The sequence below is a fragment of the Micromonospora acroterricola genome (assembly GCF_003172955.1).
Taxonomy (GTDB): domain Bacteria; phylum Actinomycetota; class Actinomycetes; order Mycobacteriales; family Micromonosporaceae; genus Micromonospora; species Micromonospora acroterricola.
Map to the genome: position 1 here is coordinate 1 of NZ_QGKR01000310.1, position 12722 is coordinate 12722.

12 protein-coding genes are annotated in these 12722 nt (G+C 72.3%); 2 read left to right on the top strand and 10 right to left on the bottom strand.

Translation table 11 applies throughout. The features are described from left to right. Positions 1-178: 178 nt before the first annotated feature. Positions 179-1411, bottom strand: a complete 1233-nt coding sequence (locus tag DKT68_RS27005) for an MFS transporter (RefSeq protein WP_109820197.1) — start codon at positions 1409-1411, stop codon at positions 179-181. Between the two features lie 53 nt (positions 1412-1464). On the opposite strand from DKT68_RS27005, the gene DKT68_RS27010 reads away from it, so the two are divergent. Continuing rightward, positions 1465-1956 (top strand): MarR family winged helix-turn-helix transcriptional regulator, encoded by a 492-nt coding sequence (locus DKT68_RS27010; RefSeq protein ID WP_109820198.1) that lies wholly within the window; start codon positions 1465-1467, stop codon positions 1954-1956. 66 nt (positions 1957-2022) lie between these two features. Here the strand turns inward: DKT68_RS27010 and mctP are convergent, their stop codons facing one another. The 9 genes from mctP to DKT68_RS27050 all read right to left on the bottom strand — a co-directional run bounded on the left by mctP (position 2023) and on the right by DKT68_RS27050 (position 11562). Continuing rightward, entirely contained in the window at positions 2023-3672 is a 1650-nt protein-coding gene (gene mctP / locus DKT68_RS27015) for a monocarboxylate uptake permease MctP (RefSeq protein ID WP_109820199.1), read from the bottom strand. Continuing rightward, positions 3672-3914, bottom strand: a complete 243-nt coding sequence (locus DKT68_RS27020; RefSeq protein ID WP_109820200.1) for a DUF3311 domain-containing protein — start codon at positions 3912-3914, stop codon at positions 3672-3674. Before DKT68_RS27020 ends, mctP begins: the two co-directional genes overlap by 1 nt. 241 nt (positions 3915-4155) lie before the next feature. Then, on the bottom strand, positions 4156-6612 hold the full coding sequence (locus tag DKT68_RS27025) for a M14 family zinc carboxypeptidase (RefSeq protein ID WP_109820201.1): 2457 nt from the start codon (positions 6610-6612) through the stop codon (positions 4156-4158). 108 nt (positions 6613-6720) lie between these two features. After that, positions 6721-6849, bottom strand: a complete 129-nt coding sequence (locus DKT68_RS32755) for a putative leader peptide (RefSeq protein ID WP_407940797.1) — start codon at positions 6847-6849, stop codon at positions 6721-6723. Positions 6850-6891: 42 nt separating this feature from the next. Further along, entirely contained in the window at positions 6892-8046 is a 1155-nt protein-coding gene (locus tag DKT68_RS27030) for a bifunctional RNase H/acid phosphatase (protein ID WP_109820202.1), read from the bottom strand. A gap of 3 nt (positions 8047-8049) precedes the next feature. After that, positions 8050-8787: a zinc ribbon domain-containing protein gene (locus DKT68_RS27035; RefSeq protein ID WP_109820203.1), complete on the bottom strand. Its 738-nt coding sequence runs from the start codon at positions 8785-8787 to the stop codon at positions 8050-8052. After that, positions 8777-9613: a Nif3-like dinuclear metal center hexameric protein gene (locus DKT68_RS27040; RefSeq protein WP_201749211.1), complete on the bottom strand. Its 837-nt coding sequence runs from the start codon at positions 9611-9613 to the stop codon at positions 8777-8779. The genes DKT68_RS27035 and DKT68_RS27040 overlap by 11 nt, the downstream gene beginning before the upstream one ends. Before the next feature lie 130 nt (positions 9614-9743). Next, positions 9744-10316, bottom strand: coding sequence for a flavoprotein (locus DKT68_RS27045; RefSeq protein WP_109820205.1), 573 nt, complete (start codon positions 10314-10316; stop codon positions 9744-9746). A 16-nt stretch (positions 10317-10332) separates the two neighbouring features. After that, the gene (locus tag DKT68_RS27050; protein WP_109820206.1) at positions 10333-11562 is read right to left on the bottom strand and encodes a helix-turn-helix domain-containing protein; all 1230 of its coding nucleotides are present in this window, start codon (positions 11560-11562) and stop codon (positions 10333-10335) included. Positions 11563-11809: 247 nt separating this feature from the next. On the opposite strand from DKT68_RS27050, the gene DKT68_RS27055 reads away from it, so the two are divergent. Then, positions 11810-12481: a bifunctional DNA primase/polymerase gene (locus DKT68_RS27055; protein ID WP_109820207.1), complete on the top strand. Its 672-nt coding sequence runs from the start codon at positions 11810-11812 to the stop codon at positions 12479-12481. Positions 12482-12722 lie beyond the last annotated feature (241 nt).

Sequence of the window (12722 nt, forward strand, 5' to 3'; positions counted from 1 at the left end):
CACCCCGACACCCCGGCACCCCGGCACCAAGATCCGCGCAACTTCCGGGAAAATGCTGCCTCGCTAGGCGTTGAGGCAGCAGTTTCCCCGAAAGTGCGCGGATCTTGAACGGCGGCGGCGGGTCGGACGGAGGACGACGGCGGCGGGACGGACGAAAGACGGCGGCGGGGCCTCGCCGTCAGTACGCCTCGCCGACCGGCTCCTCCGGGGCGTGCTCGCTGTCGGCGGCGGCCCGGTTCCACCGGGACCAGAGCACCCGCTCGCCGTAGCCGGCCGCCATCAGGTGCGCGAAGGCCAGGTAGACCAGCACGCCGACGGCGAGCACCCCGAAGCCGACCCAGAACGGCAGCGACAGCGAATGCTCGGCGAGCTTGCCGGAGATGATCGGCGCGGGCGCGGCGGCGCCCCAGCGGACCAGGTTGAACGCGCCGGTGGCCACCCGGCGGTCGCTGGAGCCGAGGCCGAGCGCCAGGTCGGTGAGGTTGGCGTTGGCCAGCCCCATGCAGAGCCCGGCTAGCACCAGCACGACGAGCGCCTCGGCGGTGCTGGTCGAGGTGGCGAACAGGACCATGCAGACCAGCAGCCCGGCGATGGCCACGCCGACGGTCTGCACCGCGCCGATCCGGTGGGCCAGCCGGTGGCCGATCACCAGGATGCCGGCGGCGAGGCCGAGGCCCCAGCCGGTGAAGGCCAGCCCCAGCGGGATGACGTCCAGGCCCAGGAAGAGCGGCGTGTAGCCGAGCACCACGAAGAAGACGAAGTTGTACGCGGCGGTCACCACGCAGAGCACGATGAACGCCGGACGGCGGTAGGTGGCGAAGATCTGCCCGATGCGTACCGGGGCCTGGCGGTTGGTCGGCTCGCGCAGCTTGCGGGCTGCCACGCCGAGCGCCAGCACCATGAACACGCCGCAGACGAAGAACGGCAGCCGCCAGCTGACCTCGCCGAGCAGGCCGCCGATCAGCGGGCCGACGGCGAAGCCGAGACCGAGGGCGGTCTCGAAGAGGCCGACCACCCACTCCCGGTCGACGGCGAGGTTGACCAGCACCACCATGGCGGTGGCGAAGAACATCGCATTGCCCAGTCCCCAGACGCCGCGCAGCACGGACAGCTGCACGATGGTGTCGCTGAACGAGGCGAGGATCGCGGCCAGGCCGACCACGGAGACGCCGGCGATCAGCACCGGCTTGAAGCCGAACCGGGCGCTGGCCAGCGTCGCCGGGATCATGCCGAGGGCCATCACCGCGATGTACGCGGTGAACAGCAGTTCGACCTGCCAGGCGGTGACCCCGATCGCGTCGCCGATGGCCGGCAGGATCGGGTCGACGACGGCGATGCCGGCGATGGCGAGGAAGGCCACCAGTGTGGTGGCGTAGATGGCACTGCGGTTCGGTTCGGAACGCCGATCCACTCCGACTCCTTATTAGCTGTATGTTACAGGTACTTATTCTGTATCATACAGCTATGAGCGACCACCCCAACCGGGACACCGCCGACGACGCCGACGACAACGAGGTGACCCTCGGCCGGATCGAGACCGAGGTGGCCCTGCTGATGCGCTTCGGCGAAGCGACCCGGCGGGCCACCGGCACCGCCGAGCACCGGGTGCTCGACCGGGCGGCGTACGTGATCCTGCGTCACCTCGACGCCGCCGGCCCGCAGAACGTCTCCGCGCTCGCCGCCCGACTCAACCTGGACGGCTCGACCGTCACCCGGCAGGTGTCCGCGCTCCAGCGGGACGGCCTGATCACCCGTACGCCGGACCCGTCCGACGGCCGGGGCACCGTCATCTCCCCCACCGCCGCCGGCCTGCAGCGGATGGCCGCGGTGCGGGCGGCGCGGACCCGGCTCTACGGCGACATGCTCGGCGACTGGCCCGCGGAGGACCGGGAGACCCTCGCGGCGCTGCTGCGCCGCCTCAACGAGGCCCTGGAATCCCGCAACCGCACCCGCTGAACCGCGCCCCGCACAGAAGGAAGGGCCCCTTGCGTCGACAAGGGGCCCTTCCTCTTCCTCAGGACGTCAGGCGACGGGCTCCCGGGCGGAGTCGGCGTCGCGCTCGGTGCCCGGGGTGACCCGGGGGTCGCCCTCGTCGGCGAAGTAGTCGTCCGGCGTGGTGCCGTCGACCCCCTCGGCCACCTTGGCGGCCCGCACGGCCAGCGTGACCAGCGCCGCGACCGCGAGGTTCACCAGCACCGCCACGATGCCCACGTAGATCGTCTTGGTGGTGTCGAAGCCGAACTCGGACAGCGGGAACGCGGAGCCACCGAAGTGCTTCCGGGTCGGGCTGGCCACCTGGTAGAGCATCCACATGCCCAGCCCCATGCCGGCCGCCCAGCCGACGATCAGCCCGGTGCGGTGGAACCAGCGGGTGTAGAGACCCAGCGCCACCGCCGGCAGCGTCTGGAGGATGATCACGCCGCCGATCAGCTGGAGGTCGATGGAGAACTGCGGGTCGAGGAACACGATGCACGCGACCGCGCCGACCTTCACCACCAGCGAGGTGATCTTCGAGACGTTCGCCTCCTGCGCCGGGCTGGCGTCCCGCTTCAGGTACTCCTTGTAGATGTTGCGGGTGAACAGGTTCGCCGCCGCGATCGACATGATCGCCGCCGGCACCAGCGCGCCGATGCCGATCGCCGCGTACGCCACACCGGCGAACCAGTCCGGGAACTGCTGGTCGAAGAGCAGCGGGACGATGGTGTTGTTGTCCACGCTGCCTTCCGTCGCCCCCGGCAGCGGCTTCACGCCGGCCGCGATGGCCATGTAGCCCAGCAGCGCGATCAGCCCGAGCAGCAGGCTGTACGCCGGCAGCGCCGACATGTTCCGCTTGATCACGTCGCGGTTCCGGCTGGCCAGCACACCGGTGATGCTGTGCGGGTAGAGGAAGAGCGCCAGTGCCGACCCCAACGCCAGCGTGACGTACTGGAGCTGGTTGTTGCCGTTGAGCAGGATCCCGTCGTTCGGGTTGGGTGAGGCGTCGAACTTCGCGTCCGCGGCGGCGAAGATGTCACCCCAGCCGCCCAGCTTGTACGGCAGGTAGATGATCGCCACCAGGATCACGATGTAGATCAGCGTGTCCTTGACGAACGCGATCAGCGCCGGCGCGCGCAGCCCGGACTGGTAGGTGTAGGCGGCCAGGATCGCGAACGCGATGATGATCGGCAGGTGGCGGGCCAGCGCGTTGTCGCCTGTCACCCCCATCGTCTTGAGCACCGCCTCGATGCCGACCAGCTGCAACGCGATGTACGGCATGGTGGCGACGATGCCGGTGATGGCGATCAGCAGCGCCAGCACCGGCGAGTCGAACCGGTTGCGGACGAAGTCCGCCGGGGTGACGAACCCGTGCCGGTGCGACACCGACCAGAGCCGGATCAGCACCAGGAACACCATCGGGTAGATCACGATGGTGTACGGCACCGCGAAGAACCCGGCCGCGCCGGCCCCGAACATCAGCGCCGGCACCGCCACGAAGGTGTACGCGGTGTAGAGGTCACCGCCGACCAGGAACCAGGTGATCCAGCCGCCGAAGCTGCGCCCGCCCAGCCCCCACTCGTCGAGGTGGGCCATGTCCTTCGGGGCGCGCCAGCGGGCGGCCACGAAACCCATCCCGCTGACCAGCAGGAAGAGGAGGGAGAAGACGATGATCTCGGTCAGATGATCGCGCCACATCAGGGGTTCCCCCGCTTCTTCGTCATCTGGTAGACCAGCGTCGTGGTGGCGACGCCGAGCAGGATCCAGGCGAGTTGCAGCCAGTAGTAGCGCGGGAACCCGAAGATCCGGGGCGAGTCGCCGTTGAAGAAGGCCGGGATCAGCGGCACCACGATGGGAATGAAGAGCAACCAGTTCCAGGGGCTGTGGTCCTTCGCCCTGGACGGCGCCGTGGTGGGCGCCTCCGGTTCCGGTGCAGCCATCTGACACACCTCCGGGAAGTCATGGCTCCGATGTAACGGCCGGAGGCTACGGCTCTGTGACTGGCGTCACGCGCGCTGCGCGGAGGGCGCTGCGCCGAACGGCGTCCGTAGTGCGCCGAGCGGCATGGACCGGCGTACCCGGAGACGGGCCGGCCCGGCGGGCCCGGCGACGACGTGGGGCCCGGGTGCGATCGGCACCCCGGGCCCCACATCGGTCGGTCGTCGGCTCACCCGGTCGGGGTCACCGCCGGGCCGCCCAGAGCACGGCCCGGCCGAGTTGCGACTGAAGGCCCTTGGGGTGCAGGCGGAACGTCGGGTCGGTGCCGAACAGCACCACACCGTTTCCGGTGGCGGAGACGCCCCGCACGATGCTGGCCTGGTTGGCCGCCGCGGCCTGCCCGTTGGCGCCGTCGGTGGCCCACCAGCCGGACAGCAACGGATCAGCGGCGTACGACTGCTCGACCTCGACGTCGGCGCCCAGGTTGGTGAACCAGACGGGCTGGCTGATGAACGTATGCGGGATGGCCGACGTGGTGACCGGTCCCCCGTTGTTCACTATGTTGGCCACCCCGCTGGCCAGGCTCGGCGCCGCGGTGGCGGTCACCGTCAGCAGCGCGGCGGCGTTGCCGAAGGACGCCCCGGCGGTGCCCAGGCCGACCACTCCGCCGCCCCGGGCGAGGAAGCCATCCAGGGCGGCCCGGTTCTCGACGGTCAGGTTCGCGAGGTTGAGGTTGTCGGCGACCAGCAGCACGTCGACGTCCTCGGTCAGCGTGCCGGCCAGCGTCGCGGCGGTCACCGCACGCGCCTCGAACCCCAGGTCGGCGAGGGTGTCCCGCTCCTCGGCCGAGCCGAGGTAGCCGACCACGACCCGGTCCAGCGGGGTGCCCCGCCAACCCCGGGGCGCCGGTTCGAAGCTGACGGCGCGGGCACGCACCTCGGCGCGGGCCAGCTGACGGTTGGCCGGGGTGCCGGGGACGACCACCGACCCGTCCGCGAGCCGGTGGACCGCGACGCCCTTGGCCAGCAGCGAGTTCACCGCGAGCAGATCGGCGGCGTCCCGCAGGTCCAGGCGCAGGTCGGACCGGCCGCCGGGCAGCGTGCCCTCGGCCCGCCCGTCGTAGGTCCGCTCCAGGCGTACCCCGGGCAGGGTGTCCCACAGGACGTCAACGGTGGCGCCCCAGGTCAGCCCCTGGCTCCAGGCGGCCGGGCCGGCGTAGAGGTCGCCCACCCGGTCGGTGATGTCCGCGCCCGGTTCGAGCAGCGAATTGACCAGGCCGCGCTTGGGCTGGTGCATGTCGACGACGTACGAGCCGGCCTGGTAGGTCCTGCCGCCGGCGGTGAACGCCTTCTTCGCCCGCCACACCCGGCCACCGCTGCTTATCAGGAGGTCGACCAGACGGGCGGCGGCGGGCTCGGAGCGCTGCCCGGTGCCGGTCGGGATGACGTACGACCGGGGGAAGGTGGTGTGGTAGTTGTCCTCCGGACCCCAGCCCGGCACGTAACCGTCGGGGATGTCGCGCAACGGCTCACCGGCCAGGCCACGGCGGTAGACCTCGGCCTGGTCGTGCAGCACCTCGGCCCGGTGGTCCTGGATGTAGCGCAGCGAGGTGCGGATCGCCACCTCGTGCACGTCGGTGTTGATGCCGGAGCGACGGACCCGCTCAGCGGGGGTGAGCGTGCTGCCGCGCGGGTTCAGTGGCGCCTCGATGGTGTACGGGATGCTGCTCTGCAGCATCGCGAACGACGGCACGTAGATCGGCGGGAAGTCGTCCCACACGCCCGGCTCGTCGTCGCGGAACGGGATCCGGGCACGCTGGGTCTCGGCGTAACCCAGACCCCGCAGGCCCTCCTCGATCGCCAGGGCGTTCGGCAGGCCGTGCTTGATGTACAGGTCGTACTCGTTGTTGACGTTGTGCGGCGGGGTGCTGGGGTGCAGCAGGGTCGGGTTGACGTACCCGTGCAGGTCCAGCGTGATGATCGGCTTGGTGTCGATGATCAGGTCGCGGATGAGGTTCGTCTCGGGCTGCGCGACGACGGTCAGGTCGCGGTTGAGGTCGTAGCCCGCCGAGTTGGCCCGGGTGCCGGCCACCCGGCCGTCCGGGTTGGAGGTGATGTTGAAGACCAGCCGGTTGCGCCTCAGCAGCGCGGCCACCTCGGGGCTGCGGTCGGTGGCGAGATCCTCGATGACCCGCAGCGCCGCGTCGGTGCCCTCCCACTCGTTGCCGTGGATGTTGGCGTTGACGAAGAGCGGGGTCTTGTAGCCGGCGAGCAGCTTCCGGTCCCGCTGCGCCCGGGCCGGCTCGTCCTCGATGAGCCGCTTCCAGGTCTCCTGCTGCCGAGCCTCGGTGCGGCTCTCCGGCGCGGTCACGGTGACCGCGTACAGGTCGTAGCCGCCGGCGGACTTCCCGGCGACCCGGGCGGAAACCCGGTCGCTGGCCCGCTGGAGGGCGTTCAGCTTCGGCGCGATCTCGTCGTACGGGAGGACGCCGATCGGGATGGACGCGTCGGCCGGGTTGTCCGGCCAGAGCGGGAGGGTGCTCTGCCGGGGATAGCCCCGGACGTCGGAGAGGTCGACGGCGCGCGGCGGAACGGTGGGCAACGCGGTGGCGGACGCCGGCCCGGTCAGGGCCACGGTGGCGAGCAGCGCGGCGCTCACCACGGTCACGGTGAGCCGGGGTGAACGTCTCCTGGACAACATGGACAGGTCTCCTGTCGGGAGGTACGCGCAGGCGGACCCGCCGCGGGGCCGGAGACCAGCGGTGATGGGGAACGCCTGCGGCGTGCGAGGAAGGGGAGGAACCCGGCGTCAGATGGAGCGTCGACAGGCGGCGCTGGCGACGCGCAGGAGGTCGATGTGACCCCGCTTCGTCAGATGAACGCTTCGCACGAAAACGATCTTCAATCGGTCGCCATCCACTGTCAACAGTTTCCACACACGTCGGAACCGCCGAGCGGAAACCCTCCCGAGAGGTGGGAACTACTCGATCGCGGCGAGGTGGGCGGTGTCGTTGACCGTGCGCACCGCGACGCCGCCGTCGGGCCACATGTCGAGCACCGAGATGCCGGCCGCGTCCAGGAAGAGCCGGTGCAGGAAGCCGTCGCCGGCCGCGAGAGCGTCGCGCAGCATCAGCTTGATCGGCGAGACGTGCGAGACGACCACCACGGTCTGACCGGGGTACGCCGTGAGCAGCCCGCGCACCACCCGGTGGCAGCGCTCGGCGACGTGGGTGAACGACTCGCCGCCCGGCGGGGCGATCCGGGGTGAGGCGAGCCAGGCGTCCATCTCGCCCGGCCACTGCGCGCGCACCTCCGCGAAGGTACGCCCCTCCCAGTCCCCGAAGTCGCACTCGATCAGGTCGTCCTCGGTGCGTACCGGCACGTCACCGAGCGCGCCGGCGATCGCCGCCGCGGTCCGCGTACACCGGGACAGGGGTGAGCTGAGCACGGCCGCGACGGACGGCGCCAGCGCGGCCACCCGGGCGGCGGTGGCCCGGACCTGGGCCCGGCCGCGCTCCGAGAGCGGCACGTCGCCCCGGCCGGAGTAGCGCCGCTGCTCGGTGTACGGGGTCTCACCGTGCCGGACCAGGATCAGCCGGGTGGCAGTGAAGCTCGGCCGGGGCTCCCAGGAGGCCGGCGCGGTCGCCGGGTCGCTGCCGGCCACCGGGGCGGCGGCGGGCGTCAACGCGGGCCGGCCGGTGACGGTCGACACGGCGGGCCGGCCGGCGGCGGCATCCATCGCGGCGTTGGCCAGCGCGTCGGCGTCCCGGTTCTGCTCGCGCGGGATCCAGGCGAACCGGACCGCCTCGAACCGGCCCACCAGCCCGGCCGCCTGCGCGGCGAGCGGTCGCAGGCCGGGGTGCTTGATCTGCCACCGGCCGCACATCTGCTCGACCACCAGCTTGGAGTCCATCCGGACGTCCACCTCGGCGGCGCCCAGCTCGGCGGCGGCCGCCAGCCCGGCGATCAGCCCCTGGTACTCCGCCACGTTGTTGGTCGCCGTACCGATCGACTCGGAACGCTCGGCGAGCACCTCGCCGGTCTCCGGGTCGCGCACCACCGCGCCGTAGCCGGCCGGGCCCGGGTTGCCCCGGGACCCGCCGTCGGCCTCGACGACGACCACGCGCGGCGCCACGACCTACAGGCCCGACTCGTTGGTACGAACCATGATCCGGCGGCAGTCCTCGCAGCGGACCACGTCGTCCGGGGCGGCCTTGCGGATCCGGGCCAGGTCGGCGCCGGACAGCTCCAGCCGGCAGCCGCCGCAGCGGCCCGCCGTGAGCAGCGCGGCGCCCAGCCCGGTGTCCTCGCGGATCTTCTCGTAGAGAGTGACCAGGTCGCTCGGGAGGTCGGCGGCGAGCGGCTGACGGGCCCCCCGCTTGAACTCCTCCTCCTTGGCGATCTCGGCCATCGCCTCGTCCCGGCGCTGCTCGGTGGCCGCCCGCTTCTCCCGGGTCTCGGCCAGCCGCAGCTCCACGCCGTCCAGCACGCCCTGGGCGGTCTCCCGCTGCTCCATCAGCTCCAGCTCGGCGTCCTCCAGGTCGCCCTGGCGCCGGTTCAGCGAGACCAGCTCGTGCTGGAGCGCCTCCAGCTCCCGGGCCGGGCCGGTGCCCGCGGCCAGCCGGTTCTGGTCCTTCTCCTTGCGGGCCCGGACCTGCTCGACGTCCTTCTCCATCCGGGCGATGTCCCGGTCCAGGTCGTCGACCGCCACCTGGGCGCGGACCCGGTCGTCCTCCAGCGACGACAGCTCCCGGGCCAGCGCCTCCAGCTCCGCCCGCTCGGGCAGCGAACGCCGCCGGTGGGCGAGCTGGGCGAGGTTGGTGTCGATCGCCTGGAGGTCGAGCAGGCGGCGCTGCACCTGGGGGTCAGCCTTCACGGTCGGGCTCCTTGTCGTCCACAACGGGTGCGGCGGCGTGCACGGTCCACGGGTCGGTGTCCAGGTCGGACACCAGCGTCTCGACGCCCGGCGCCTCCCGCAGGAGGGCGGCCAGGTCGTCCAGCCACGGTCGTTCGGTCGCCCAGTGGGCGGCGTCGATCAGGGCGGGACCATCGGCGGCGAGGTGCTCGCCGGCCGGGTGGTGCCGCAGGTCGGCGGTGAGGAAGGCGTCCACCCCGGCGGCGGTCGCGGCGCCGAGGAAGCTGTCCCCCGACCCGCCGCTGACGGCGAGGGTACGAACCATACGCCCGGGATCCCCCGCGGCGCGAACTCCCCAGGACGTGACGGGGAGCACCGCGGCGGCGTGCCGGGTCAGCTCGGCGAGGGTCATCGGGCGGGGCAGCTCGCCGACGCGGCCGACACCCCGGTCGTCCCCGTGGGCCGGCGACCCGGCCGGGGGCCGGTGCAGTGGGCGCAGCCCGGTCAGCCCGAACCGGGCGGCGAGCGCGTCGGAGACGCCCGGTGACGCCACGTCAGCGTTGGTGTGCGCCACGTAGAGCGCCACCCCGGCCCGGATCAGCTGGTGGACGATCCGCCCCTTGAACGTGGTCGGGGCGACCGAGGAGACCCCGCGCAGCAGCAGCGGGTGATGCGAAACGATCATGTCCACACCGGCGGCCAGCGCCTCCGCGACCGTCTCGGGGACGACGTCGACCACGCAGAGCACCCGGCGCACCGGGGCGGCCGGCTCGCCGAGCACCAGGCCAACCCGGTCCCACTCCTCCGCCCAGACCGGCGGGTAGCGCCGTTCCAGCTCGGCCACCACGTCGGTCACGGTGGGGGTGGATCCGCATACGCTCACGGCGGGCCAGCTTACCGTCGCGGAGGCCGCTCGGCGGCGACGCCCGGCCCGGACGCGTCGGTCGGGCCCCGGGCCGGGCGGCTCCGCCGGGCGGTCAGGCGGCGTGCCGGGCGCCGGCGAGCAGCGCGGCCAGCGGCATCTGCCAGGGGAACGCGTGCAGGTGCTGCTCTCCCGTCCCGGGCGGGTGCAGGGCGACCACGTGATCGCCGAACAGCACCGTGATCCCCCATTCGGCCAACCGGGCCACGCCGGCCCGGAACGCCGGGTGGGCGGCCATCGCGGCGTTGGTGTACGGCACCGCCACGATGGGGACGCCCTTGCCCTGCGCCTCGACCAGCAGGCCCAGCGCGAGGGTGTCGGCGATCCCGGCCGCCCACTTGTTGACGGTGTTCACGGTGGCCGGGCAGACGATCATGGCGTCGGCCGGCGGCAGGACGTCCGGGTCACCCGGGTTCTTGTAGTGCGTCCGCACCGGGTGGCCGGTCTGCCGGATGAGGGCGGACCTGTCGACGAACTTGGCGCCGTCCGGCGTGGCGACCACGCAGACCTCCCAGCCGTCCTGCTGGGCCAGGTCGACCAGGCGACCGACGTGTCGGGCCAGCGGCGAACCGCAGGCGATGACGTAGAGCACCCCACGGTGCCCGCTGGTGTGCGGTGAACCGGCCATCAAACCGGCTCCGCGCTCATACCCCTACTCCCATGTGCTCAGCCAACTCCGCTACCGGAGAAGGCGGCGCACCACGTGTGCGACGCAGGATGTCCGACATCACCTCGTGCGCGATCGGCCGGCAACGGACCTCCGACGGGGCGAGCCGGTCGCCGCGCAGCAGCATCTCGCCGGCGTTCGCCACGTCGCCGATCTGGGCGAAACCGCGGGCGATGTCGAGTAGGTGGTGCGCGCGGCGCTCGGGCAGCAACGCGTTGAAGGACGGCTCCACGATGCGCAGCTGGTGCACCTCCACCGCCCGGCCCCCGTCGCCCAGTTCCACCGCGGCGGCGGCCCGGTGCAGCTCGACGTTGGTCGGGCCGAACGAGGTCCAGTAGTGGTTGTGGTCGCCGCCGAGCAGCCTGGCCGCCTCCTCGGCGCCGTTGATCAGGTCGTCCACGGTGGCGGAGTCACCGATCCGCGAGGCGGCCATCGCCCCCTGGAGCAGCAGCATCCCGTAGACGGAGAGCCGGGCCGGGGTGGCGTCGTTGCCGCCCCCGGGCGCGAGCCGGTTGGCGATGGTGACGTTGAGCTCCAGCGCCGGGCGGGCGCGGCCCATCGCGACCAGCGCGTTGCAGACCCGGGTGGTGGCGATGCCGGCCAGCAGCGGGTCGTCGGCCCGCTGGGCCACCGCCATCGACCGGTCCGCGGCCAGCCAGGCCAGCTCGCACTCGCCGAGCTTGCGCAGCACCGAGGAGGCGATCTGGTAGACCTGCCCGAGCAGGTGCGCCGCCTCCGGCGCCTGCTCGCCGCCGTAGCCGGCGTCGGCCGCCTGGGCGTCGCGCAGCAGCTTGGGCAGCGCCCGCGTGAGCATCCCGTAGCGGCCGTACTGGTAGGTGAGCCAGGCGTGGTTGACGGCCTTGCGCATGTCGTCCAGCGGGGGCGGGTACGGCGCCGCGTCGAAGTACGCGCTCATCGAGTCGTACCGCTCCAGCGCCGCCCGGATCTCCTGCACCTCGACCTGGTCGATGCAGTTCAGCGCGTCGGTCCGTCGCTCCGGGTCCTTGCCCATCAGCAGTTGCACGTCCACCTGGAGGATGTCGGCGATCTCGTAGAGGACCGAGAACTTGTCGAGCCGCCGGACGCCACGCTCGACCTTGTCCACCCAGCTCTTCGACTTGCCCAACCGGTCCGCGAAGACCTGCTGCGACATCTTGCGTCGCCCCCGCCAGTAGGCCACTCGCCGCCCTATGGGTAGCTCGTCCATCTCCCCATCCCTCCCCTGCCGCTCCGACCCATCGGGCCGGGGCGATGTCCGCGGGTGCGGCGATTCCCGTTCATCTTCAGGTTTTCGCTGGTCGCACAGCCTGTGCGTCAGCCGTACAGCCAGTACTCGTATTTTTCGTGCAAGTTGCACGAGCCGTTCGTCAACCTCAACGATCGTGGGTTACGGCAGTGACGGTGCTCGACATGCGACCTGGCGTTCGCCGGGCCCGATGAGGGGAGATGGCACCATGTGGGGGAACGTCGGACCGCGCGTCGCCGAACTGTCGCCGTTGGAACGGGTCCGGCTGCGCCGGGTCGCGGTGCGGTACGCCGCGCACGGCTGGGAGGTCACCCCGGGGGCCTGTCTGGCCCGCAGCCGCTTCGTCTGCGGCCGGGCTGGCTGCCCCACGGTGGGCTGCCATCCCGCCCTGGAGAACTGGGAGCTGGGGGCCAGCGCCGACCCGGCCCGGGTGGCCACCTGGTGGCGGAGCCGGCCACACGGCGTGCTGCTGCCCACCGGCCGGTCCTTCGACGTACTGGAGGTGCCGGCCCACCTCGGCCGGCACGTGCTCGACGCGGTGCAGACCCACCCGGCCGGCACCGGCGTACGCGGGCCCGTGCTGGTCACCCCCACCGGCCGCTGGATGTTCCTGGTCCGCCCCGGCGATCCGCTCCGGCCCGAGCTGGAGCACTGCTTCCACGTGGTCCGGCACGGCCCGGGCTCGTGGATCCCGGCGCCACCCACGCGGCTGCCGGAGGGGACGGTCCGCTGGGCGGTCGCCCCGGAGCAGGCCCGCTGGCAGCTTCCGGATTCCTACCTGGTGCAGAACACCCTGATCGAGGCGCTGCGCGCCACCGGGGTGACCCTCACCCCCGAGCTGCTGCCGGGCCACCTGCCGCTCCCCCGGCGGGGCATGTGAGCAGGCCCGCCGCAGGGCCCCGGCAGCCGATTCCATCCGGTCGCCGACAGCGTCGCCGGGGCGCCGGTCCTCGTTGACAGGGGGACGGCGCGAACACGCGCCACGAGCGGGGGAATGATGTCCACGGACGACAGAGCGTCTCATCCCGGCGGCACCGAACCGCCGCGTCGCAGCCATCCACGGCACCGCTGGGCCGGCACCCGTCCGTCCGGCTCCCGCCCCGGCCGGCCCCGCCCGACAG

Coding starts and splice junctions, on each gene's coding strand:
- DKT68_RS27010 (WP_109820198.1), top strand. CDS start 1,465: ATGAGCGACCACCCCAACCGGGACACCGCCGACGACGCCGACGACAAC.
- mctP (WP_109820199.1), bottom strand. CDS start 3,672: ATGTGGCGCGATCATCTGACCGAGATCATCGTCTTCTCCCTCCTCTTC.
- DKT68_RS27020 (WP_109820200.1), bottom strand. CDS start 3,914: ATGGCTGCACCGGAACCGGAGGCGCCCACCACGGCGCCGTCCAGGGCG.
- DKT68_RS27025 (WP_109820201.1), bottom strand. CDS start 6,612: ATGTTGTCCAGGAGACGTTCACCCCGGCTCACCGTGACCGTGGTGAGC.
- DKT68_RS27045 (WP_109820205.1), bottom strand. CDS start 10,316: ATGGCCGGTTCACCGCACACCAGCGGGCACCGTGGGGTGCTCTACGTC.
- DKT68_RS27050 (WP_109820206.1), bottom strand. CDS start 11,562: ATGGACGAGCTACCCATAGGGCGGCGAGTGGCCTACTGGCGGGGGCGA.
- DKT68_RS27055 (WP_109820207.1), top strand. CDS start 11,810: ATGTGGGGGAACGTCGGACCGCGCGTCGCCGAACTGTCGCCGTTGGAA.